This window comes from Asticcacaulis sp., from assembly GCA_024707255.1.
In the GTDB taxonomy this organism is placed as follows: domain Bacteria; phylum Pseudomonadota; class Alphaproteobacteria; order Caulobacterales; family Caulobacteraceae; genus Asticcacaulis.
Genome location: JANQAC010000001.1, coordinates 21,855 through 45,869, shown reverse-complemented (window position 1 = coordinate 45,869; position 24,015 = coordinate 21,855). Strand labels below are relative to the sequence as shown.

17 protein-coding genes and 1 pseudogene are annotated in these 24,015 nt (G+C 61.3%); 4 read left to right on the top strand and 14 right to left on the bottom strand.

The features are described 5' to 3' along the window. Positions 1-22: 22 nt before the first annotated feature. The 12 genes from kdpC to NVV72_00150 all read right to left on the bottom strand — a co-directional run bounded on the left by kdpC (position 23) and on the right by NVV72_00150 (position 16,996). On the bottom strand, positions 23-595 hold the full coding sequence (gene kdpC, locus NVV72_00205; GenBank protein ID MCR6657822.1) for a potassium-transporting ATPase subunit KdpC: 573 nt from the start codon (positions 593-595) through the stop codon (positions 23-25). A 181-nt stretch (positions 596-776) separates the two neighbouring features. Then, a complete protein-coding gene (gene kdpB, locus NVV72_00200; GenBank protein MCR6657821.1) occupies positions 777-2,870 on the bottom strand; it encodes a potassium-transporting ATPase subunit KdpB in 2,094 nt (697 codons plus the stop codon). A gap of 4 nt (positions 2,871-2,874) precedes the next feature. Further along, positions 2,875-4,593: a potassium-transporting ATPase subunit KdpA gene (kdpA, locus tag NVV72_00195; GenBank protein MCR6657820.1), complete on the bottom strand. Its 1,719-nt coding sequence runs from the start codon at positions 4,591-4,593 to the stop codon at positions 2,875-2,877. A gap of 29 nt (positions 4,594-4,622) precedes the next feature. Beyond that, positions 4,623-4,715 (bottom strand): potassium-transporting ATPase subunit F, encoded by a 93-nt coding sequence (locus NVV72_00190; GenBank protein MCR6657819.1) that lies wholly within the window; start codon positions 4,713-4,715, stop codon positions 4,623-4,625. A gap of 204 nt (positions 4,716-4,919) precedes the next feature. Continuing rightward, positions 4,920-6,260, bottom strand: a complete 1,341-nt coding sequence (locus NVV72_00185; GenBank protein ID MCR6657818.1) for a GntP family permease — start codon at positions 6,258-6,260, stop codon at positions 4,920-4,922. A gap of 3 nt (positions 6,261-6,263) precedes the next feature. Next, on the bottom strand, positions 6,264-9,275 hold the full coding sequence (locus NVV72_00180) for an SMP-30/gluconolactonase/LRE family protein (protein MCR6657817.1): 3,012 nt from the start codon (positions 9,273-9,275) through the stop codon (positions 6,264-6,266). A 67-nt stretch (positions 9,276-9,342) separates the two neighbouring features. Next, positions 9,343-9,870 (bottom strand): gluconokinase, encoded by a 528-nt coding sequence (locus tag NVV72_00175; GenBank protein MCR6657816.1) that lies wholly within the window; start codon positions 9,868-9,870, stop codon positions 9,343-9,345. Positions 9,871-10,079: 209 nt separating this feature from the next. Continuing rightward, complete coding sequence (locus tag NVV72_00170) at positions 10,080-10,985, bottom strand: TonB-dependent receptor (protein MCR6657815.1); 906 nt, start codon at positions 10,983-10,985, stop codon at positions 10,080-10,082. Beyond that, entirely contained in the window at positions 10,967-12,979 is a 2,013-nt protein-coding gene (locus NVV72_00165) for a TonB-dependent receptor plug domain-containing protein (GenBank protein ID MCR6657814.1), read from the bottom strand. The genes NVV72_00170 and NVV72_00165 overlap by 19 nt, the downstream gene beginning before the upstream one ends. A gap of 375 nt (positions 12,980-13,354) precedes the next feature. After that, complete coding sequence (locus NVV72_00160; protein MCR6657813.1) at positions 13,355-14,392, bottom strand: LacI family DNA-binding transcriptional regulator; 1,038 nt, start codon at positions 14,390-14,392, stop codon at positions 13,355-13,357. A gap of 271 nt (positions 14,393-14,663) precedes the next feature. Further along, positions 14,664-15,458: a hypothetical protein gene (locus NVV72_00155; GenBank protein ID MCR6657812.1), complete on the bottom strand. Its 795-nt coding sequence runs from the start codon at positions 15,456-15,458 to the stop codon at positions 14,664-14,666. 98 nt (positions 15,459-15,556) lie between these two features. Further along, entirely contained in the window at positions 15,557-16,996 is a 1,440-nt protein-coding gene (locus NVV72_00150) for a DUF4832 domain-containing protein (protein ID MCR6657811.1), read from the bottom strand. Positions 16,997-17,226: 230 nt separating this feature from the next. Between NVV72_00150 and NVV72_00145 the strand changes: the two genes are divergently transcribed. Then, positions 17,227-18,573, top strand: a complete 1,347-nt coding sequence (locus tag NVV72_00145) for a GGDEF domain-containing protein (protein MCR6657810.1) — start codon at positions 17,227-17,229, stop codon at positions 18,571-18,573. A 173-nt stretch (positions 18,574-18,746) separates the two neighbouring features. Here NVV72_00145 and NVV72_00140 read toward each other — a convergent pair whose 3' ends face one another. Further along, complete coding sequence (locus tag NVV72_00140) at positions 18,747-19,703, bottom strand: hypothetical protein (protein ID MCR6657809.1); 957 nt, start codon at positions 19,701-19,703, stop codon at positions 18,747-18,749. A gap of 11 nt (positions 19,704-19,714) precedes the next feature. Then, positions 19,715-20,056, bottom strand: a complete 342-nt coding sequence (locus NVV72_00135; GenBank protein ID MCR6657808.1) for a helix-turn-helix transcriptional regulator — start codon at positions 20,054-20,056, stop codon at positions 19,715-19,717. Between the two features lie 814 nt (positions 20,057-20,870). Between NVV72_00135 and NVV72_00130 the strand changes: the two are divergent. The 3 genes and pseudogenes from NVV72_00130 to NVV72_00120 all read left to right on the top strand — a co-directional run bounded on the left by NVV72_00130 (position 20,871) and on the right by NVV72_00120 (position 23,952). Beyond that, positions 20,871-21,707 (top strand): annotated as a pseudogene (locus NVV72_00130) (glycoside hydrolase). A 46-nt stretch (positions 21,708-21,753) separates the two neighbouring features. Next, positions 21,754-22,128: a glycoside hydrolase gene (locus NVV72_00125; protein MCR6657807.1), complete on the top strand. Its 375-nt coding sequence runs from the start codon at positions 21,754-21,756 to the stop codon at positions 22,126-22,128. An 81-nt stretch (positions 22,129-22,209) separates the two neighbouring features. Beyond that, positions 22,210-23,952, top strand: coding sequence for an SLC13 family permease (locus NVV72_00120; GenBank protein ID MCR6657806.1), 1,743 nt, complete (start codon positions 22,210-22,212; stop codon positions 23,950-23,952). The last annotated feature ends 63 nt before the right edge of the window (positions 23,953-24,015 follow it).

Genomic DNA, 24,015 nt, shown 5'->3' with positions numbered 1-24,015 from the left:
TTGTCGGGGTCGGGTCGGGTGTTCACTTCAGTTGGCCATCCAGTCGCAGATTGACCTCTAGCACATTGACGCGCGGTTCGCCGAGGATTCCGAAGGTGCGGCCCCTGGTCGATCGGGCGATGGCTTCGGTGACGACCGCTGCGCTGATCCGGCGGGCGCTAGCGATGCGCGGCACCTGGTAGGCCGCCGCCGCCGGGCTGATCTCCGGATCGAGGCCGGAGCCGGAGGCAGTGACCAGATCTACCGGTACGGGTTTGGTGCCTTTCAGCGCGTCGATCCGGCCTTTGACTGCCTCCATCAACGCCGGATTGTTGACGCCAAGATTGGAGCCGGAAGAGGCGCCGGCATTATAGGGCGTCGGGCCAGTAGCCGACAGCCGGCCCCAGAGATATTGCGATTGGCTGAAATTCTGGCCGATCAGGCGGGAGCCGATCACCTGGCCCTTGCCGTCACGGATCAGGCTGCCTTCGGCCTTGGCATGAAAAGCGGTCTGGACGATGGCTGTGGTCAGCAGCGGGTAGAGGCCGCCCAGAAGGAGGGTGAAGAACAGCAGACTGACGATCGTGGCCTGCGCCTGTTTGAAGAGATTGGTCATTTCGGGTTCCTTGATTAAGCCAGAAACCCCACCACCACTTCGCTTCGCTTGTGGTCCCCCTCCCCGGCAAAGCCGGGGAGGTACAAGAAAGACTTGCTTTTATACCTCCCCAACTTGTTGGGGAGGGGGACCGAAGCGCTTTAGCGCTTTGGTGGTGGGGAATCTTGCTTCCTTTCTTTTCTTAAGCCAGCCCGACAGCCGCCAGGCCCATATCGATCAGCTTGATGCCGATAAACGGGGTGATGACGCCGCCCAGGCCATAGATCAGCACATTGCGGGTGAGCAGGTTTTGCGCCCTGGCCGCGCGATATTTGACGCCTTTCAGGGCCAGCGGTACGAGCGCGATGATGATCAGGGCATTGAAGATTACCGCCGCCAGGATGGCGCTCTGCGGCGAGGCCAGGTGCATGATATTGAGCAGGCCCAGCGCCGGATAGGTGGTGGCGAACGCCGCCGGGATGATGGCGAAATACTTGGCCAGGTCGTTGGAGATGCTGAAGGTGGTCAGCGCCCCTCGTGTCATCAGGAGCTGCTTGCCGATCTCGACGATCTCGATCAGCTTGGTGGGGTCTGAGTCGAGATCGACCATATTGCCGGCTTCCTTGGCCGCCTGGGTGCCGGAATTCATCGCCACAGCCACGTCGGATTGCGCCAGGGCCGGGGCGTCATTGGTGCCGTCGCCGACCATGGCGACCATTTCGCCGCCGGCCTGCATCTGCCGAATATATTTCAGCTTGGTCTCGGGCGTCGCCTGGGCGATGAAGTCATCAACCCCGGCTTCCGAAGCGATGGCTGCGGCGGTCAGCGGATTGTCGCCGGTGATCATCACGGACTTGATGCCCATCTTGCGCAGGTCGGCCAGGCGCGCCTTGATGCCAGGCTTGACGATATCCTTGAGGTAGACCACGCCCAGCACCTGCGGGCCTTCGGCGACGGTCAGCGGCGTGCCGCCCTTGCGGGCGATATCGTCGATCTGGGCGGTCACTTCCGATGTTACCGCGCCGCCTTTCAGGGCGACAAGCGCGGCAATGGCATCGCCAGCGCCCTTCATGATATGGCGCTCATTGACCACGATGCCTGAGAGGCGCTGTTCGGCGCTGAAGGGTATGAAGGTGGCCTCCACATCATTGGCGGTTCTTTCGGCCAGGCCGAACTGCGTGCGGGCAAGCGTCACGATTGAGCGGCCTTCCGGGGTCTCGTCAGCCAATGAGGCCAGTTCGGCGGCCTCGGCCAGTTGCCGGGCGGTGACGCCCGGCGCCGGGAAGAACTCGACCGCCTGGCGATTGCCGAAGGTGATGGTGCCGGTTTTATCCAGCAGCAGGACGTTGACGTCGCCGGCGGCCTCGACCGCGCGGCCGGAGGTAGCGATGACATTGGCCTTGATCAGGCGCTGCATCCCCGAAATACCGATGGCCGACAGAAGCCCGCCGATGGTGGTCGGAATCAGGCAGACCAGCAGGGCGATCAGCACCACGATGGTGATGACCGAGCCGGAACCGGCGCGCGCCACCGAAAACAGCGAGAAGGGCAGGAGGGTGGCCACGGCCAGCAGGAAGATAAGGGTCATGGCGGCCAGCAGGATCGACAGGGCGATCTCGTTGGGCGTCTTCTGGCGTTTGGCGCTTTCCACCAGGCCGATCATGCGGTCGAGGAAGCTCTCGCCGGGATCGGAGGTGACGCGCACCTTTATCTGGTCGGAAAGGACGCGCGTGCCGCCGGTGACAGCATCGCGGTCGCCGCCGGATTCGCGGATGACCGGGGCGCTCTCGCCAGTGACGGCGCTTTCATCGACCGAGGCAATGCCCTCGATGACCTCGCCATCGGCGGGGACGACATCGCCGGCCTCGATCAGGACAAGGTCGCCCTTGCGCAGGGTGTTGGCGGCGACGATCGAGACCTGGCCCGATTTGTCGAGCTTTTTGGCCGACACATCCTTGCGGGCGGAGCGCAGACTGTCGGCCTGGGCCTTGCCCTTGCCTTCGGCGATGGCCTCGGCGAAGTTGGCAAACAGAAGCGTGAACCACAGCCAGAAGGTGATCAGGCCGATAAACCACAGGGGTTGGCCCCCAGAAACTGAAGTGCCAATGACGCTTGTGGGTGCGGCCAGCATGACGGCGAAGATCAAAGTGGTGACGATCGAGCCGATAAAGACGACGAACATCACCGGATTGCGCACCTGATAGGCCGGGTTGAGGCGCTGGATTGTTTGTTTGAGGACTGAGCCGAGATCGGCGCCTTCAAACAGGCCGGACTTTTTAGCGGTTATAGAGGACATGAACTTAGCCCTTAATCATGTTGAGGTGCTCGACGATTGGCCCCAGGGCCAATGCCGGCAGGTAGGTCAGGACGCCGACCAGCAGAATGACGCCGATCAGGACCGCGATGAACAGCGGGGTATGGGTGGGCAGGGTGCCGGCCGAGACGGGGACAGCCTTTTTGGTGGCCAGCGACCCGGCGACGGCCAGGACCGGCAGCAGGACAAAGAACCGTCCGAACAACATGCAGATGCCGAGTGCCGTATTATAGAAGGGCGTATTGGCGCCGAGGCCCGCGAAGGCCGAGCCGTTGTTGTTGGCCGCCGAGGTGAAGGCGTAGAGCGCCTCGGAGAAGCCTTGCGCGCCGGGATTATAGAGTCCGGCCTTGCCCCAGGGGGTCAGCACCGCCAACGCCGTACCGATCAGCACGAAGGCGCAGGGCGCGAGTATGGCGATTGAGGCCATCTTGATCTCGAACGCCTGGATCTTCTTGCCGAGATATTCCGGCGTGCGACCGACCATCAGTCCGGCGATAAAGACGGTGATGATGACGAAGACGAGCATCCCGTAAAGCCCGGAGCCAACGCCGCCATAGATGACTTCGCCGAACTTCATCAGCAGCATGGGCACGGCGCCGCCCAGAGGCGTGAAGCTGTCATGCATGGCATTGACCGAGCCATTGGAAGCAGCGGTGGTGGCCGTGGCCCACAGGGCGGAATTGACGATGCCGAAGCGGGTCTCCTTGCCTTCCATGTTTCCGCCGGCCTGGGTGGCCGAGGCGAGTTGATCGACGCCCAGCGCGGTGAAATGCGGGTTGCCGCCCTGTTCGGCCGAGACGCAGAAGAGCGTCAGCGGCACAAAAACCAGGGTCATGGCGGCCAGAACGGCGATACCCTGACGCTTGTCGCCGATCATCTGGCCGAAGGCAAAGCAGCAGGCCGCAGGGATCAGCAGGATGGCCAGCACCTCAATGAAGTTGGAAAGCGGTGTCGGATTCTCGAACGGATGCGATGAATTGGTGTTGAAGAAGCCGCCGCCATTGGTGCCGAGCATCTTGATGGCTTCCTGGCTGGCCACGGGGCCCAGCGCCAGGGTCTGCTGCGCGCCTTCCAGCGTGTGGCCGGTGACATAGGCATCAAGCGTCTGGATGACACCCTGCGAGCCCAAAAGCACGGCCCAGACCAGGGCCAGGGGCAGCAGGACATAAAGCGTGCTGCGCACCAGATCGACCCAGAAATTGCCTATGCCTTTGGCGGACTGGCGGGAAAGACCACGGATCAGCGCCGCCATCACTGAGATGCCCACCGCCGCCGACAGGAAGTTCTGCACGCTTAGGCCGAGCATCTGACTGGCATAGCCAAGCGTGCTTTCACCGGCATAGGATTGCCAGTTGGTATTGGTGACGAAGCTGACCGCCGTATTGAAGGCAAGGTCGGGCGTCAGGTCGGCCATGCCCTGTGGATTAAGGCCCAGGTGGCTCTGGAACAGCAGGACCAGGTAGAGCAGGGCAAAACCGCCGAAGGAAAAGACGATGACCGCCGTGGCATAGTTTTTCCAGGTCATGTCTTCGGAGGGCTTGATGCCTAGCGCGCCATAAACGGCGTTTTCGACCGGCGCCATGAAAAGGCGCTCGGCCGTGAGGATTTTAGCCATGTAAAGGCCAAGCGGCCAGGCGAGCGCGATAAGCGCAGCCAGATAAAGGGCAAGCTGCAACCAGCTATTGCCCGTGAGTGCATAGGACATGTGACAGTCTCGGATTTATGGCTCGAATGTTACGGAAAGAGTTCGGGCCTGATCAGGGCGATGATCAGATAGCCCGCTATGGCCAGGGTGATGAGGCCGGCCGCGACATAGAGAACGGTCATTGCCCGTCCTCCCGCAGCTTTTCGCAATATTCGACAAATGTCTTGCAGATGACGAAGAAAATGCTGCCAATCAGCAGATAGACGATGCTCATGAGAACCTCCTGTGATGGAGGCTGTTTTAAGCGCTCAGGCGTATGCCCGGCGTATAATCACCGGATGCCGTCATATAGTTTCCGTATATGCGCAGGCAAAAAACCGTCTGCGCTATTTCAGAAACTGATTGAGAATGAGGACGAAGATCAGTCCGAATATACCGACCAGGCCCTCCATCAGGGTCCAGGACCGCAGGGTGTCCTTGACGGACAGGCCGAAATATTCCTTGAACATCCAGAAGCCGGAATCGTTGACATGGCTGAACATCAGACTGCCGGCGCCGACCGCCAGCACCATGAGGTTCGGATCGACCCCGCTGGCCTTGACCAGCGGCGTGACCAGTCCTGCGGCGGTTAATCCGGCCACCGTCGCCGAACCCAGGGACAGGCGGATGACCCCGGCGATCAGCCAGCCCAGGACCAGCGGCGGCACCGGCAGGCTCTTGAGCAGAATGCCAAGCTGATCATTGACGCCGCCATCGACGAAGATCTGCTTCAGGGCGCCCGCGCCGGCGATGATCAGCAGGATCGGGGCGATTTCGCGCAGGGCCGTGCCCGAGCCGGTCATGAGTTCGCCCAGCGGCTTGCGCCGCCCCAGGCCCGGGGTCACCAGCGCCACAATGACGGACACCAGCATCACGATCATCGGATTGCCGAGGAAACTGATGAGCGCCTTCTCAGACGCATCGAGACCGCTGGCATAACCGAGCAGGGTGAAACCAGTCAGGAGGATGACCGGCAGAAGCGCGGTCAGGAAGCTGTTGGCCGCTGACGGCAACTGGTCGTCCGGAATCTCCTCCGCAACGAACAGCGCCGGTGGATTGGCCCGGATGTGCCTGACGCTCAGGGCAAACACCGGGCCGGCGATCAGGGCGGTGGGGATGCCGACGATAAGCCCGTAGATCAGGGTCAGGCCCATATTGGCGCTGAACATGGGCACGATCGCCGCTGGTGACGGATGCGGCGGCAGGAAGCCGTGCGCAATGGACAGGCCCGCCATGACCGGCACGGCGAGGAATACGATCGGCCGGGCAGACTGGCGCGCCACCGAGAAAATCAGCGGCACCAGCAATACGAACCCTACGTTATAGAAGAGGGGAATGCCGACGATAAAGCCGGTCAGGCACAGGGCCAGGGCAATGCGCTTGTCGCCGAACAGCCCGATCAGCACCTTGGAGATCTTCTTGGCCGCGCCGCTGTCGGCAACGATCTTGCCGAAGATGGCGCCGAAGGCCAGTAATACGGCGAGCGAGCCCACCATATCCCCGATGCCCTGCTCGATCGAATGCGTCACCTTGTCGAGCGGCATTTGCAGCAGCAGAGCGGCCAGAATCGATGCCACGACAAAGGCCAGCAGGGGCTGGACCTTGGCCCAGGCGATCATGACGATCAGGGACACGACCGCGGCGAGGACGATGACCAGGGCGGTCGTTTCCGGGGACAGGGCCAGCATGGATCAGAAACCTTTCACATCGAGGCTGTAAAGGCTGTGATGTGTGAGAATGAACAGCGTCTGTCGGTCGGGGCCGCCGAAGATCAGTTGCAGCGGCCGTTCCGGCGTATCGATGCGGCCGAGGGATTTGCCTTCATTGTCATAGATGAAGACCTGCCCGTTGGCGACGAACAGCCGCCCTTTGGCATCGACGGCGACGCTTTCACCGCCGCGGTCGGTCAGCGGCTTCAGATCGGTCAGGCTGCCGCCTTGTCCGACCTGCCCGCTGTAGATCCGCCCTTCGGAGCCGTTGCTGACCGTCACCCGGTCGCCGGGCTTGCCCGTGACGAAGCCGTAGGTGTCGAGCGTATCGGACCACCGCCAGCCCTGGAAGTTGGTCGGCCCCTGCCTGTAGACGCGGAAGGCCGGCAGGACCAGGCTGTCATCCGGAGAGACATATTCAAGCGGCTTCGGGATAGCGACGTCGCGCGCGAACATCTCCGCCAGCGTGGTGAAGGTGTAGGTCTTCGGATCGAGCTGGTCGCGGAATTCGCCGTTGTTCCAGAGATTGCCGGGCAGGGCGGTGACCGCGTCGGGGTGCGCCGCGACCGGCGTGGGCGCAATGCGGGTCAGTTCCGGCGTGGCGGCCCACGGATCGAGGCTGTAGACCGTGGCGTTCGGGCCATCCGAGGACAGGACCATCAGGTGCCCGGATTTATCGACGGCCAGGTTGACCGGGTCGAGTGCGGCATCGCTCACGACTTCCAGGCCCTTTGCTTCCGACCAGCGATAGATGCGGTGGAAGTGGTGGTCGACAAAATAGAGATTGCCCTTGTCATCGACCGCGCCCCCGGCGATCGAATAGAAACCGTCCTCCAGCTTTTCGACCTTCGCATCCGTCAGGCCGGCCGGCACGTTCGCAGGCTGAGGCGCCGGCGGCATGGCCGATACGTCGAGCACGGCGAACTGCCGCTCACGCACCTCTAGCTTGTGCGTCATGTCGGTGACGGCATTTTCAAACGAGAACTTGCTGGCGCGCAGATAGGTGCCGCAACCGTTATCATCGCAGGTGGCGTAGCCGCTTTCGGCATTGGTGGACATATTACGGAAGCGGATATTATCGACATTGAACAGTTTGACGGCGGTCGGTGCCGGTTTCAGGCTGCGGGTCACGCGATAGGCGTGATAATTGGCGAACAGGATGTTCTTCGAGTTGCGCACTTCCAGCGACATCGATTCCAGCCCGTCGATCACTTCCTGCTCGGTTTGGGGCGCCAGGAATTCCCAGTTTTCCACGTTGTCGAGCACGATTTCATGGCGGTTATGGTGCTCGGCCGACAGTTCATAGACATGGCCGGGGGTCTTGGTATTACTGACATAGAAGCCTGCGTCCGACATGGTATTGGGCGTCCAGTTGGCCACGAAGGTGCCGCCGCCGCCATCGGTCACCCAGATGCCGGGATGCTGGCCATCCATGCGGAACTTAGGGTCGGAGAAATCGACGCGCTTGCCATTGGGCAGAAGCGTGCCGTGGCCGCCGTGGATGCGGACATCTTCCACCAGCGAGCCTTCACCGGCCTTCCACAGCAGCGCCGTGGCGCGCGGATTGACGCCGCCGGTGAACAGGCCGAGGCCGGTGATGATGGCGTTGCCACCCCTGGCGCTTTCGACCAGGGCCTTGGCATTGCCGACGCCTTGGTAGGCCGGCGTATTTTCAGCCAGGGTGATCTGGGTCGCGCTGGGATGCAGGGCGATCAGAACCGTGTCCGGGCGCAGATGCAGGGTGTCGCTGACCAGGTAATGGCCGATCGGCAGATAAACGACGCGATTATTATCGATGACCTTTTGAAGGGCCGCCGTATCGTCGGCCACGCCGTCACCGATAACGCCCTGGCTGCGGACATCCACCCACTGATCGACAGGCGGCAGGGCCGGCAGCACGGGACCATCCCATTTGGGCAGTTGCGCCAGCGGCTTGGCCTGGAAGTGGGTGTCGAAATGCCCCATTTCGCCGAGGTTATCGATTTTTAGCCCGTAATTGAATGCGCCGATCTGGTACGCTTTGGCCGGTCCTTTGACGGTTTTCCCGGACTCGCGGAAGCGGGCGAAAACGGGTACGTTCGCGGCCATGGCGTTATCGAAGCCGATCTGGGTAAAGGGGCTGTTCTCATTGCTGATGACCACGGCGGCGTTCGACACGCGCTCGAAGCGCACGTCCTTGCCCCACAGGCTGTCGCTGTAGCCCTTGTCGATATCGATGCCGGTCGGCGTATCCTTGATCGTGACGTTGACAAGGGTGAGATCGACCTCGTGCTCGCGGATGGCGGCATCGCGCTGGCCTTCAAAGTGCGAGTCAATCAGGGTGAATTGCCAGGCGGGCGAGGTCTTTTCGGTGACAACGCCGTAGCGCCCGCCATAGAAGTGCAGATCTTCGGCTTCGTTACCGGCCTGGTAAATACCGGCAAAGCCTGAGCCGATATGGAAGTCGATATGGCTGAGATAGCCATGCTGGGCGACCCGGAAGCGTACGGCCGCCGCGGCCGGATTGCCATCGCCGATTTCAAAATCAATATTCGACAGCGCCGAATAGAACGTCCCGGAATTGGCATCACGCACATCGGGTTTGCCGGGCATGGCCGAGGGCACCGGCACGGGCACGGGGCCGGTGGCATATTGATCGGCGCCGGTGAAGGTCACCATGGTTTTCACACCCGTATCGAACCCCGACGTCCGGTCCGCCAGGACAAGCGTGGGCCGTTTCGCGCCTTCGCCAAACAACCGCACCGCTGGCGGCACGAGCAGGGTCCGTGTGAGGCGATAGCGGCCGGATGGCAGCCAGACAATACTGCCGGCGCCGGATTTGGCGGCGGTATCGATCGCGGCCTGGATCGCGGCCGTATCGTCCGCCTTGCCATCGCCCACCGCTTTCACTGTTATGGCCAGCGGATCGTGGGGCGCGGTCACGAAAACCGACTGGCCGGCCTGGGCCGATGACCAGATGCCAAACGAGAGAACGGTCAGGGACGCAGCGAGCATCCAGTGTCTTTTTTGCCAGTGTTTGCGTACCATAAGCGTAACCTCAATTCCGGTGTGGGGGGAGGGATCAGGTGGGGAGTTCGGTCAGGGCCGAAAGATAACCCATGACCAGGTTGACGGACTGGGCGGTGGTGGGCGTACCATTCAGGATCAGCACCCGTTCATCCGGCCGGGGCGGTTCGAGTATTGCCAACTGACTGTCCACTAAGCTCGGCGGCATGTAATGGTCGGAACGATGGCGCAGACGGGCGCGCACGACCTCGACCGGGAGATTCGGGAAGACGAACAGAATGGGGTGCCCGGCCCGCAATCTCAGAAAATCGCGGTAAATATATTTAAGGGCCGAGCAGGAGATGATGACACCACTGCTTTCATCAGCGCTGCCCAGCACATCGGCGACGCGTTCCAGCCAGGGCCAGCGGTCATCATCCGTCAGGGCGATGCCGGCGGACATCTTGGCGATATTCTCCGGGGTATGGAGATCGTCCCCTTCGATGAACCGGTATCCTGTTGCCTCGGCCAGCGCATTGCCAAGGGTGGATTTGCCGCACCCGCTGATGCCCATGATGACGATCGCCTTCGCCGAAAGTGTCAATGCGTTACCTCGGAGCCCGACAGGGACGTGGAATGAAAAGAAAAAACATGCTTCCAGGCGCCCAGGGAGAAGGCTTCGCCTGAAAGCATGTGGCTCGAATATCGCTGCGCTCACGCTTGCCAGGATATCGCGCCAAGTGGGGGAGAAAAACGCTCCAATAAGGAGCACCGGATATCTGCCGCCAGGCAGCGGATATCCGGTGGATGGTTTTAGAAGTTGAACCGCAGGCCTGCGTGGTAGAAGCGGCCGAGCGTATCATAGAGCGCAGGGTTTACATCGAGGCCCGTATTGGTCTGGGGCGATGGCTCCGGATCGACATTGAACAGGTTGTCGATCTTGAAGTAGGCCACGACATTCTTGTTGATGTTGTAGGAACCGGCCAGATCGACATAGGTCGCGCCCTTCATGGTGTTGTTGTCCAGGGTCGGGTTGTTGGAGGTCGAAACCGGGCATCCCGTGCTGCAAACCACATATTGCGTACCGATCACGCCGTTGCTGAACCAGCGTTCCTGCAGGGTCAGGCTGTAGGTCGGCGTCGAATAGGTCTGGACGAACAGCGCTTTCCAGTCAGGCGTCGCACCGGAGTTCTGTCCGGCGGATTCCGAAGGAATGGTGCCCGGCAGGCCCGGTACCGTGGTAAAGTTATGCACATTGGTCGCCAGGCCGCGCAAGATCAGGTTGCCCTGCAGACCGAGCGGGCGCGGCATCTGATAGCTCAGTTCATAATCGACACCGCTCGTCTTGATCGAGGCGGCGTTGATGCTGCCGACATTGACATACGGGTTGGCGCCGGTCAGATCGAAGGCGTTACAGGCCGCCGGCACGGAGCCGTCAAAGCAGTACTGTACGAGCTGGGTGGCGTTGGGACCGGAGGCAATCGCGTCTTCCAGCTTGATGTCGTAATAGTCGATCGACGCGCTGAAACCAGGCAGCCAGTCGGGGTTCGACAGAACCGCCCCGAAGGTGAAGTTTTGCGCGATTTCCGGCTTGAGGCCTGGGTTCGAGCCCTGGTTCTGCGAAATGGTCAAAGTGGTGTTGGTGAACGGATTGGTGAAGTTCGGCATATTGGTCGAGGTGGTTGGGCCGAACAGGTCGTTCAGGTTCGGCGCCCGCACGTCCTGGGACCGGACGGTGCGGAAGCGCAGGCCGCTGAGGGGGTATCCCAGGTAAAGCCGACCTTCCAGGCTTCGGCATTGCCCGCCGTGCTGTATTTTTCGGCACGGCCGGCGACGTTCATGTTGAGCTGGCCGGTCGCGTCGGAATTAAGCAGCGGCACGTTAAATTCCAGGAAGGCTTCGATAACGTTGAAGCTGCCTGTGCCGTTGCGGTAGTTGCCGGCGTAGAAATTGCCGCCGCCCGTGCTGAGCAGCGGATCGGCCGGATAGTCGGCATTATAAGGCGTGGTCGTGCCGTTGCCATAGGGATCGGCCACGGCGCTGTACCATTCGCGGCGATATTCCGCACCGGTCGCCATCGAAACCGGGCCGGCCCACAGTGAGAAAGGCTCGCCCGAAATGCTGACGGCCGTTACGTCCTGGGTCTGGATCGTATTCTGGTAGGCGCCGACGGCCGGTTGCAGATAGGCGATCGCCGAGGCGCTCGGGGTCTGGTTGCCGATAACATTGATCGGCTGGCAGCCATTGGCGCGGGCCACCGGATCACGGCAGACTATGACGCCATTCTCTTCTACCGCATCGATCGCGGCGGTAAAGCGGCCCTTCAGCAGGAGGTTATGGACAAAGATATCCGAGTTCTGCTTGCCGTGCTCGTAATAGGCGTCGTAGTTCCAGTTGCTGCCAAACAGCTCGAACTTGCCGTCGGCGCCGACAACAAACCGTTCCTGCTTGCGCTCGGTATTGACGCGGATGCTGGGCAGGAAGGGCGTAACCGTGCCCAATTTGAAGCTGGTAATACCATTCAGGCCGCACTGGGTGACAATCGTGTCAGGCACGTAAGGGTTCGAGCACTGGATAGTCAGGCCCGGTTCGGTAAAGCCGGGGTTCGGCTGGTTGTGCGTATCGACCTTGGCCAGGTTGATGGTGAAGTAGATTTCGTTGTCCTCGTTCAGATCGAACGAGGTGCGATTATAGAAGTTCGACCGGGTGATGGCCGATTGCAGGCTGGCCCCGACGCCGACATTGGCTGAGGTGTCGCCGCCAACGCAGAAGCCGATATAGCAGCCCGCGACCGTGCCGGCTGCATCCTTTTGCGGTACGCCGTTCGAGCCATAGGCGAAGTTATACGGATTACCGTTCTGATCGAAGGCAATGCCCTGCAGCGGGCCGGAGGTGATCAAACCATATTTCGAATAGGTGGTGGATTGAGCGTGATCGACGTTCACGTACTGCGGTGAGCCGTTATTGGTGATGCCGGTATTGACCAGGGTTGAACTGCGATACCAGTCACGGCCGTTGGCGGCATTCTCGCCAAAGTCGCCGGCTTCGATGCCGTCTTCCTTGTGGTATTCAACGGCGAACTCGGTGTGCAGCTTACCTTCCAGGAAGGACTTGCCGAAGGCCATCTGGACCAGCCCCTGCTTGTCATCGCCATAGGTCGTTTCACCCATTTCGACATTGGCCTTGAAGCCCTCGAATTTTTTGTCGGTGATGAAATTGACGACGCCGCCGACGGCATCGGACCCCCAGGAAGCGGAGGCGCCGCCATTGACCACGTCCACGCGCTTGAGCAGCAGTTGCGGGAACAGGCTGATGTCAGGGGCGCCGGTGCCGATATTGGAAGGGACGACGCGCTGGCCGTCGAGCAGGGTCAGGGTGCGGCTGACGCCCAGGCCGCGCAGGGCGAAGGAGCTGAGGCCCTGCTGGCCGCTCGATGTGCTGAACGTATTGGTGGCCACGCCGCTGGAGCCTTGCAGGGAAGGCAATTGCGTGATCGTGGTGAACACGTTCGGCTGCGCCATGTTGGCGATGTCCGTCGTGCTGATGGAGGTTGTCGGGGTAGGGGCCTTGAAGCCGCGTGATGTGATGCGCGAGGCGGTGACGACAACGACAGTGGTGTCATCGGACTTGTCCGTTTGCTGCGGCGCGGGCTCGGCCGCCAGAACGGCGCCCGCAAAGGCGCAGAACGCCAGCAGCGACCCTGATCCGATCAAGATGTTTCGCTTCGAGTTGTGCATATTCTTTCCCAATCCTGTTTGAAAACAATGTGGTGCATTATGACAGCGCTAACATTGTGCGCGGGCATTTTCATGCCGCTTTTTATCGCATAGCATTGCGTTATCTGCCTTATGCTTTATAAGCATAATGACAGCGCTAACATTGTTTGGTTTTGTAAAAGCCCGACCGTTTCCGGGCAGGCAAGGGCATTTCCTGTGTCATATTTTATTACATGATAGCGCTATCAGATGGTAACGCTGTCATGCGAACGTCACTATGCGTGAAATTTCGCCGGAGTCAAATCCGATTTTTAAAAAATGTCTGAGTTGATCCCGCTGCGGTCAAATTTTATCACGGGTGCAAGCCGGTTTTCAGGCACTTTCCCGAGGCTTCAGTTCAAAACCCAGATCGATGCTCGAACGGTTTACCCTTTGATGTTCGATAAGGGACAAGAGCATGTTTGCGCCCTGGACGCCGATATCGAATCGCGGCGTGGCGATTGTGGTCAGCGAAGGCACGGTCGAAGCCGAGGCAGAAAGGTCATTGAAGCCGGCGACGGCCAGTTGCGACGGCACGGGAATCTGTTGCCGCGCACATTCAAAAAGCGCGCCCTGCGCCAGGTCGTCATTACAGAAAAAGATCGCGTCGGTGTCGGGGGCCTGTTGCAGAAGGCGCTGAAGCAAGCGGCCGCCCAGGGCGATCGAGGACGGATCCGGCACCATAAGCTCGCGCTTCGGGTCATACAGCCCGGTTTCCACAAGGGCGTCGCGGTATCCGCGGCCGCGCGCCAGAGTACGCGAATCAAGCTGGGAAGCGACAAAAGCGATGCGTTTGTAGCCCTTTGCCAGAAGGTGTTGTGTCATCGCCTTGCCGGCGGCTTCCTGCGAAAAGCCAACGCAATGAACGTCAGGCTGGTCGGACAATTCCATGAGATGCACGACCGGCACGCCGGTCTTTTCAAGCAGGTGCCGCGTCGATTCCCGATAGTTCAGGCTTGGCAATATAATGCCGTCGGGATCGAAGGCCAGATAGGCGCGGACGAGCGCATCTTCCTCTTCCGATGAATAATGGCTGACGCCCAGGAGCATCTGGTATCCGCGCGGCCGGAGGATTTTGTCGATACCGTTCAGTATGTCGACGAAGACGGCGTTGCCTAAGGAGGGGATGATGACCGCGATATTCATGGACCGGGCGGAGGCCAGGGTACTCGCGGCTCTGTTGCGGACATAGCCAAGCTCATCGGCCACCTTAATTATCCGTTCGCGCAATTCGTCCGCGACCTTGCCCGGATTGCGAAACGCCCGCGACACGGTAATGCTTGATACGCCGAGTTTCGCGGCAATATCGTCCAGTGTTGCGCGCCCCGAACTGGAGGCCCGTACACTGCGCCTGGCCGACTTGTCTAACACTTTGCGTGCCGCCCCCTGACTATTGCCGAATATCTATCTGTACGCATTGCTGAGGACAAGTCCGAAGGGGTTTTACCGGGCGATTGTTTGATTTAGACAAATTCGGCACGGTTATTCAATGACAGCGCTATCATCAAAGGTGGGCAGTGTCAAAAAATAGTGGTGTGATCCGAGGGAAAGTCGGCCGCACCGGCCCGCACACGATTTTAGATCATCACCTAAGGGATAGTTGTGTAGCGGCGGAACCGGTGGGTTCCGCCGCTTAAAAGTTCTACTCGAAGATCTTTTCCACGTTCAGGCCGGTATAGCGCTCCTTCTCGAAGCGCAGGCAGTTATAGACCGTGGCATTGATCATCAGGAAGATGACGCTGGCCAGGCTGCCGGCAATGGTGAGCAGGACCAGCATCGACCCGGGCGGCATGAAATCCGTGGGCGTCTGTCCGGTGGTCTGGGCCTGCATGGCCTGGCGCATGATCGGCATGATGATGGGCATTTCGATGGCCAGCATCAGGATGTAGAAAATGACCACGATCAGGCACCAGAAGCCGAAAACACCCCAGCGGCGCCCCTTGGTCAGCGCGCGTGAGCGACCGAACGCTTTGAATATACCCGACCTTTCCGCGACATAGATGGGTATGACAAGCGAGAAGATGGTGCCGAAAATAAAGCCGGGAACGAGCAGGAACAGACTGCCGATCATCCAGCCGATACCGCACAGCAGATAGATCACGAAGATGGGGATAGCATTGACGACACCATGTTTCAAAATCGTGCCCAGATTAACGGGCTGGTCCGTGGCGGTCAGGACGGTGATCTCGGTCACCGTGCTGATATGGACGAAAACCAGAAAATACATCACGAGCGAGGCCGCTATGGTTACAGCCAGGGCCTTGCCCTGAAAGGCCGCGAGCGTGCCCAGGTTAACGCCCATTCCAAAGCGCAGGCCCAGGGTGACAAGCAGGTTTGGTCCCAGATAGAGCAGCAGGGTGACAATGAGCAGCGGAATGAATCCTTTCCGGATGCTGGAAAAGGTGCCGCCGAAGACATTGGCGATGGTAAATGACATTATGTTTCCCCCTTTTGTGACAGTGCGCTTTCGCAAAGTACAGTGCCGAGGCTAATCGTGAACAAGGGGATTGGCAAGTTTGGCTTTAAGGGCAGGGCCTACCTTATATCTAACGTGGTGCCGAGCGCGAAGGCGCCCAGGTCCGCGTCCCATGTCTGGCCTTTCGCCGCGTTATCGGCATTGGCCAGGCGGATAGCAAAGCGCGGATCGGCCTGAATCCGGCTGTCGGCATCGGGCAGGGCCAGCCAGACCTCGCGCGTGCCCGCGGGTAAATCCGCCGGCAGGCTGATTTTAAGGGTCTCAGTCGTATCCGCGCCCGGCAGCCAGCGGCGCGGATCGGCGCCGTTTGCTTCCAGACGCCGAAGGTCTCCGGAGACCGGATCGCGCAGAATGATCTCGACCGGCCGGGCGTTATAGAGCCGTGCCCAGCCGCTGTTACGTATCACGATTGAAATCAACAAATCACTGCCGCGTGCGGCGGTTTTCGCATGAGCCACGCTGACGAGGGCCAGGCGGTAGCCCATATGGCTGCGAACCTCGGTCATGCAGCCGCCTTTTGTCCAGTTGTCATGGAACAGGCGGCGATAATAGCCATCATTCAGGTAGGTGAGATTGTAGCGCGCGCCTTCGGCCAGGATATCGGCGCAGGCGGTGCGGGGGATAGCACCAGGGTCATCGGCCGGATTGCAGGTCTCGCCGCCGAAGGGGCCGGCATCGCCCAGCGCGTCGGTGAACTGCTGCTCGCCGGCGCGGGTGGCCGGGTCTTCCGAATAGGTGCCGACATCCGTCTGGCTGGCCAGGAAGCAGTCGTTATGAAAACCGATGCGGAAATTGTCTTTTATCGCCGCGGTCACGCCCGGCGGGTTTGGATACCAGTCGCGGATATAGGGCGGATAGCGGAACTGGATGAAGCGCGTCGGCGGCACGGCATCGAGCAGGGCGTCTTTGATCGCGGTGCGGTTTTCGGGCGTTGTGAGGTTGTTTGACGAGGTGTGCCACTCGCCCCAGGCGCCGATGAAGCCGGCCTGCATGAAGGCGATGACGTCGGCATTGCGATTGAGGAGCGGCTTGAGCTGCGCAAGCTGGCTTTTCACCCGCGCCAGGGAGGCGTCCTTGGCATCGTGATATTCGGTCTCGCCCTGCGGATAATTATAGGTGGCGCGGACGATCAGCTTGACGCCGGATGAGCGGGCGACGGCGAAGCCGGCCTCAAGCCGCTGCAGAAAGGCGGGCGGCAGGTCGGCATCAAGGTAGTCATCCAGATTGATCCGGACATAGATCAGCCGATAGCCATCGGCGTAGGCTTGCGTCATTTCAGCGGCGTCGAGCGCCTCCAGGCCGGTAGCCGACGCATGGTAGAAGCCGCGTTCGGGATTGGGAAAGTCGGAGTCTGTCGTGGCAAAGACCGCCTGAACCGCGGAGTCTGGCGCAGGCGGCGGTTCTGCCGGGGATGCCTGCGTGCTGGTGCCGCAAGCGGTCAGGGCGAAAGTCACGAAGGCCGAAAGCGCCAGAATGCGGGAAAAGGCAAACACAGTCATTGATATCTCCCATGTCTGCACCCGGACGAAAGACGGGTGCTTTGTTCCCAGGTTAATTGGCTATAAAAATACTACAAGTTATAAAATGATATAAAACGAAATAAAAAGAAAATAATAATGGATGCGATGATTTAAGATAACCGCGTTAACGCTAAACCTTCACGGTCCGCTTAGGGTTGGCGTGTAAGATATCCACAGGGAAAATGGAAACCTGTGGTTTGAGGTAGTGAATGGCCTTGCGTATCAAGGGCTTGCCTAAGGATTTCGCGGAGCGTGCCGGCCGAACCGCGCGCCTGCTGGCGAATGTCAGGTTTGAACTGGCACTGCTGGGGCTGTTGCTGCTCACCGCCGGGGCCGTCATCTGGCAGGACCAGATACTCCTGCGCACCACGCACTTTACACCGGCCAGTACCGCCTCAAACAGTCATCTGGTCTTTTCCGATGCCGATTCCGGCGGCAAGACGGTGGTGCAGGGCACCGGGCCGCTGGCCTGGGATTGCGACCTGCGTGCCGGCAACCCGTATCCCTATTGCGGCTATGAACTGTTTGTCGATCGCAATCGTGGCACGCACGGCCTGAACCTGACCAATATGCGCACCCTCGCCATCACCCTGATGTACGAGGGCCACGCGACCTCATTCCGGGTGCATCTCAAGAATTTCGACCCGCATTACAGCCGCGCCACCGATGACGACACGCCGAAATATCTGCGCGTGGAGGCCGACACCACGCCCGGAAAATGGCAGCGGACCAGCTTCGTGCCCGATGATTTCGGCGTGGCCGACTGGTGGCTGCGCAAATACAAACTGGCCCCGCAGTATGGCCGGCCGCAGTTCGATAATATCACCTCGATCATCATCGAAACCGGTTCCGAGGCACCGCTGGGGCCGCACGCCTTCCGGATAAAGGGCATTGAGATCAGGACTGCGATCATGAGCGACGCGCAGTGGTATTCGCTGTTGCTCGGCCTGTGGATCCTGATGATCGTCGCCTATCTCGGCTACCGGCTCAGTAATCTGCGGCGGGCCTTGCGCGAGCGCCGGACCCTGGATGCCCTGGCCTTGCGTGAGGCGCAGGAGGCGGCGCGCCACGATCACCTGACGAAGGTGCTGAACCGCCGGGGTGTCACCGAACGCTTTGAGGAATTGCGCCGGGCGCGGCGTGAGGCGGCGATGACCGTCATCCTGATCGATATAGACCACTTCAAGGCGCTGAACGACCGCTTTGGCCACGCGTATGGCGACCGGGTGCTGGCCCAGATTGCCGGGGTGATCAGCCGCAATGTGCGCGCGGTCGATCTGGTGGCGCGCTGGGGCGGGGAAGAGTTTGTGGTGGTCTGTGCGGGTATCGACCGGCGCGGCGCACAGCGGGTTTCGGAAAAGATCCGCGAATGTATCGAGACATTCGACTTCGGTGAAGGCGGCCGGATTACCGCCAGTTTCGGCATTCACTGGTCGAATGTGCCGGAAAAAGAGCTGTCGCAGATGGTTGCCCTGGCTGATATCGCGCTCTATGCCGCCAAGGCCGGCGGCCGGAACTGTGTCCGCCTGCACCGCCCGGCGATGAAGGCGGCTTAGGGTGCATCCCCGGATAGCGCGGGGCGCCGGTGAGGAGTTCCCACAGGCCGCCCAGTGCCCGGCAGGCGCCGCCGAAGGCGAACAGGATCAGGAAGACCGTCACGCCCAGTTCCAGCGGGATGGGAATCGGATTGGCGAGGAAGACCTGGATACGCTGAAAAAGGTGCGGCACGTCATCGACGCGGACGGCATCGGTGATCGGGGAGGCGGTCCAGACCCAGCCGGCCGGGCCCATGACGGACAGGCCGATGACCATGTCGATCACGCCGCGCAGGCGGACGCCGCGGGGCCAGGTCAGGACGGCGGCGCCGAACAGGACGGTGGCGGTCAGCCAGGCCGAGGACGGGCCAGTAGAGCGCGGCCTTGAGCGCCGGCCAGTCGACCTGAGCCAATCGGCCGGGATCGACATGCAGGCTGGCATAATCGACCGGAATCGGGCGCAGGCCAAAGCTCAGAATGCCCACCCACCACAGGATAAAGACCACGCCCGCCACGATGGCGCCGACGCCGCGTCCGACCGAGGACTGCCGCAGGGTCCATCCGTGATAGGCGTAGTCACGCGAGCCCCCACGATAGGGCGCGCCGCTTTGCCATTTATCGAATGACTCGCTGACATCGCCCCAGTTCCACACCGGAAAATCGAGGAAGCGCAAGTCGCGCACCCGCCAGGTGTTGAAGTAGTCGATGGTGATGCCCTTGCGCTCGATGATCCAGGCGGCGACCGTAGCGAAGCCGATCAGGGTCATGACGCCGGTGAGGCCCGAGCCGAGGGCGGTGCCGAACGCCTGGGCGGGATTGGCGCCACCCACGATGCGGCCGAAGAAGACAATGGCGGAGATGACGATCTCGATGATCACGGCCAGGCGCACGGCGAAGATCCAGAACGGATAGAGGGCGGGGCCGACGCTGTATTGCGGGCCGTCACGGTAGCGCGCTGCGACGACGATCGGGTGGCCGAAATCGCGCAGCACCTGCTCCGTCTCGTCAGGCTTGAGCGTGCGGCCGAGTTCGCTCTCCTTCGCCTCGATGCGCGTCAGGATCTCGTCGCGCAGTTCGGCGATGATGTCCTCGCGTTTGGCCCTTGGCAGAAGCCGCGATACGGCCCGCAGATAGTCTTCCAGCATGTCCATTTTGAACCCCTTTAAACCGCTTTACCCGTTATCTTTTCCAGCGAGGCGCTGATGGCCCGCCATTCTCCGATCAGCCGTTCCAGCATGATCTCTCCCGCAGGAGAGAGAACGTAGAACCGCTTTTTACGTTTCTCTTCCTCGCGCCATTCGCTGACCAGCAGCCCCTGCGCCTCCAGCCGGCGCAGCAGCGGATAGAGGGTGCTTTCCTCCATATCCAGCCCGTCCTCGGCCAGGGCCTGGCGCAGGGTGTAGCCGTAACGCTCCACCCTGAGCCGGGCGAGGACCGCCAGGCTGAGCGATCCGCGCCGCAACTCCGCGCGCAAACTCTCGAAAAGATCGCTTTCACCGTCCATATAGCCTGCGTCTCGCATAGTATGTGTTGTACACTGTATATTACACAGTATGTGTGATGCAGTATGTTTTGTCAATAGCGGCTCACCGATACGTTAATTGCCGGGCGCGGGCGGGCCTGCTAGCGTCGGGCATATCTTACAGGGGGCATATATGATCAGGGGCGCTTTATCGGGTCTGACGCTTTGGCTGGGTGTTGTCATCGCCGGGTCCGCGGCCGCGTCGCCTCTTGTCATGAAGATCGATGACACGGTTTATAATGTCGATCCACGCACCCTGAGCATCGAGGCGCAACTGCCGGACGGCACGGCGGTGACGGTCATGCCGCCGCTCTATCCCGCGCAGGACATAAACGTCACCGATGACGGCGCAACGAGCCATCACTGGACTGACAGCGCGGGCCACGATCTAGTGCTTGACACCGAAGGCGGCGCGTTGCGGCTCACCATAAGCGGCAAGGCGGGCGAAGACATGGTCTGGAACCTGCCGCCGGCAGCGGGCGGCACCTGGCTGGTGCCGGACGGGGAGGGGATGGCCTTCACGGTCGATGATCCATTCTGGAAGGCGGCCTACAGCAAAGAGCACTGCATGGGCGGCACGACGGCATTGTCGTTCCCGGCCTGGAGCTACCTGACCGAAAGCCGTGCCGTGACCTACGCCCTGGCCGACGGGCTGCAATCGAAACTGTGTCTGCATGACCAGGACGGCTTGCAAGGGCGACTGAAACATGCGTTCGGCCCCGGCGCGGAAAAGATCGAGCTGCTGTTGGCCATCCGGCCGCCGGAGCCGCTGGCGCCGGCGCTGTTCTACCGGGAGATGCTGAAGGGCCGCGGTCAGTTCAAATCCTTTGCCGACAAGGCGGTGCCCGATCTGCCGCGTCTGTTCGGGGCGCCGCACGCCTATGTCTGGGGCGATGGCCGTGATCTGGCCTTTCTCGATGACCTGAAAGCCTTGGGCATCGACCGCATCCTGCTGGCCTACGATCAGGACGAACGGACCGGCAAATTCGTGGTCACCCCCGACTATCTGAAAAAGGCGGCGGCGATGGGCTATCTGGCCGGGCCATATGAGTCCTTCGATAACGGCCAGCCGGCAGCCACGGCCGACACGCCGGTGGCGATCTGGCCGGGTGATCTCTATCCGAAGGGCTGCGTCATCGAGGCCGATGGCAAGCCGAAAACGGGCTTCGCCAATCGCGGCTGCTATATGTCGACCGAGGCGATTGCTCGCTATCCGGGGCCGTTTATTCCCGGCCAGCGCTATGCCGGACATATCAAGGATGGCGTAAGCCACGTCTTTATCGATGTCGATGCTTTCGGCGACTTCTTCGAGGATCACAGCCCCGATCACCCGATGACCAGGGCGCAGGACCGCGCCAATCGCCTCAAGCGCCTGGGCCTGGCGATCAACCAGTATAAACTGGTGCTGGGGTCGGAAAGCGTCACCGCCTGGGCTGCGGGCGTGACCCACTATTCGCACGGCACGGCGCAGGCCCACTCCGCCGCTATCTGGCCGATGCACAAGAACCCGGATTTCGGCGGTTACTGGCCGCCGGAACGCCCGCCGATGTTTTTCAGGCCCGTGACGCCGACGCCAGATGAGGCGCGCGCGCTGTTTGGTGCTTCGGACCGCCTGCCTTTGTTCGAGGCGGTTTTCCACGATTCTGGTGGTATCGGCCGACCGCTGGGAGTTCGGCTTGATGAAGATCGCCGGCGAGGAGCGGAACCGCTTTGCCCGGTCCTTGCTCTACGGCACGCCGACCATGTGGAACCTCGACCGCCGCGAACTGGCGCGCATTGCCCCCTGGCTGAAGGCAGCCGAGGCTGATTTCGGCCAGGCGCATGGCGTGGAGCCTCCCTTGGCCCTGACCGGATTTCAGTGGCTGACGCCGGATCGCCTGGTCCAGCAGGCCAGCTACGCCGATGGCCGGGTGCTGGTCGCCAATTTCGGCAGCACGGCCTGGCAGGGGCTTGAAGGCGATTGCGTGCGCCTGACCCGGCCCGGTGCGTCTGCTATTGATATGTGTCCGCCGGCTGACCCGCCGCTCTATAAACAGAATGCAGCTCCACATTGAAAATTTAGCGCCCGGCGGCGGCTAATGGCTGTCCGTTTTACCGCGGCCCGATGGCGGGCGCGGCCATTTCCGGGGCCTCCATTGCTGACCGACTATGTGTCTCCGCCGCTGCTCTGCGGCATTATTCTCATCGGCGCGCTGGCGCTTTTCATCAGCGACAAGGTGCGCCACGACCTGATTGCCCTGTCGGCGCTGTTTGCCTGCCTGGCCACGGGCCTGGTGAAGTTTGGCGATGCCCTGAAGGGCTTTGCCGATCCGGCGGTCATCACCGTGGCGGCGGTTCTGGTGGTAGGGCGGGCGCTGGAACTGACTGGTGTGGCCGGCTGGGTGGCGCGCTCGGTCATCCCGGAAAAGGCCGGCTTCACGGCGCGTCTGACCATGCTGCTGATCGGGGCCTGTTTCCTGTCCGCCTTCATGAATCATATCGCCGCCCTGGTCATCATGATGCCGCTGGCCACCGAACTGGCGCGGCAGAGCAAGAAGCAGGTGGGGATGGTGCTGATGCCGCTTTCCTTCGCCACCATGATCGGCGGCATGACGACCCTGATTGCCACGCCGCCCAATATGATCCTGTCGTCTTTCCGCGAAAAGGCGCTGGGGGCGCCGTTCGGGTTCTTTACCATGACGCCGGTGGGGCTGGCGGTCTGCGTGGTGGGGCTGACCTATCTGATCCTGCTGGGCTGGCGCCTGCTGCCGCACCGCAAGGGCAATGAGATGACGGCCGATTCACCCTGGCGCGTGCTGGAACTGCCGCTCGATGCGCGCAAGGTGCTGGTCCGCGAGGATATTTCCCGGCAGTTGCGCCAGACCCGGACGCGCATACTGGGGCTTCTGAGGCGTAACAAGACAATCAAATGGCCGAAGAACAACCGCGTGCAGTCGGGCGACCGCCTGCTGCTGATCTCGCGGTCTTTGCCGGCGGAGATAAGGGAAACGATCGATTTCCTGCGCGGCAAGGAGACGGCGGAGCCGGGGCATGTCACGGCGCGCCTGATGGTGCCGCATAATTCGCCCCTGATCGGCGAGACGCATGACGCGGTAAAATCGCACAGCAATGGCGGCCTGGAAGTGGTGGCGGCGGGGCCGCGCGCCGCCACCCTGCGGTGCGCGCTTTCGGTGGTGCCGATCCAGAGCGGCGACCAGTTGTTCATCAGCGGTCCGCCGGATGATATCGCCCGTTTCGCCGCCAATGAGCGGCTGATCGAACTCGACCGGCGCGATTCCATACCCGTCAACCTGCGCACGGCGATCCAGACCGTGGCGATCTTCGCGGCGGCGATCCTGCTGGTGATTTTCACCGATGTGCCGCCGTCATTGAGTTTCCTTGGGGCAGCGGCGCTGATCGCGGCCCTGCGGCTGATTCCGAAGGAAGAGGTCTACAGCTCGATCGACTGGTCGATCTTGGTGCTGTTGGCGGCGATGATCCCGGTGGGCGGCAGTTTCGAGACCTCCGGCGCGGCCGATTTCATCGCTAAAACCGTGGGGGGCGTCATGACCGGCTTTCCGCTGCCTCTGGCCATCGCCGCCATGTGCGCGCTCACCCTGTGCCTGACCATCCTGCTCAATAATGTGGCGACGGCGGTAATCATGGGGCCGCTGGCGATCCAGTTGGCGCAACTGCTGCATGTCCAGCCTGACGCCATGCTGCTGGCGGTCCTGGTGGGCACGTCATGCGATTTCCTCACCCCAATCGGCCACCAGAACAACCTGCTGATCATGGGGCCGGGCGGTTACCGGTTCAGTGACTATTCGCGGGTAGGCGCGCTGATGTCGCTGCTGGTGATTGCCACTACAGCCGTGGTGCTCAGTCTGCAGTACGGCTAGACTGTTGAATCCATTGCATGTTCTAAAAATGTTCCAAAATGCGATTGGAACATATTGCGAACT

Excerpts from the sequence above, each read along its gene's own strand:
- NVV72_00185 (MCR6657818.1), bottom strand. The coding sequence starts at position 6,260 with ATGCTGGCCCTGTCCCCGGAAACGACCGCCCTGGTCATCGTCCTCGCC.
- kdpA (MCR6657820.1), bottom strand. The coding sequence starts at position 4,593 with ATGTCCTATGCACTCACGGGCAATAGCTGGTTGCAGCTTGCCCTTTAT.
- NVV72_00125 (MCR6657807.1), top strand. The coding sequence starts at position 21,754 with ATGAAGATCGCCGGCGAGGAGCGGAACCGCTTTGCCCGGTCCTTGCTC.
- kdpB (MCR6657821.1), bottom strand. The coding sequence starts at position 2,870 with ATGTCCTCTATAACCGCTAAAAAGTCCGGCCTGTTTGAAGGCGCCGAT.
- kdpC (MCR6657822.1), bottom strand. The coding sequence starts at position 595 with ATGACCAATCTCTTCAAACAGGCGCAGGCCACGATCGTCAGTCTGCTG.
- NVV72_00155 (MCR6657812.1), bottom strand. The coding sequence starts at position 15,458 with ATGTCATTTACCATCGCCAATGTCTTCGGCGGCACCTTTTCCAGCATC.
- NVV72_00135 (MCR6657808.1), bottom strand. The coding sequence starts at position 20,056 with ATGGACGGTGAAAGCGATCTTTTCGAGAGTTTGCGCGCGGAGTTGCGG.
- NVV72_00180 (MCR6657817.1), bottom strand. The coding sequence starts at position 9,275 with ATGCTCGCTGCGTCCCTGACCGTTCTCTCGTTTGGCATCTGGTCATCG.
- NVV72_00150 (MCR6657811.1), bottom strand. The coding sequence starts at position 16,996 with ATGACTGTGTTTGCCTTTTCCCGCATTCTGGCGCTTTCGGCCTTCGTG.
- NVV72_00140 (MCR6657809.1), bottom strand. The coding sequence starts at position 19,703 with ATGGACATGCTGGAAGACTATCTGCGGGCCGTATCGCGGCTTCTGCCA.
- NVV72_00190 (MCR6657819.1), bottom strand. The coding sequence starts at position 4,715 with ATGACCGTTCTCTATGTCGCGGCCGGCCTCATCACCCTGGCCATAGCG.
- NVV72_00145 (MCR6657810.1), top strand. The coding sequence starts at position 17,227 with ATGGCCTTGCGTATCAAGGGCTTGCCTAAGGATTTCGCGGAGCGTGCC.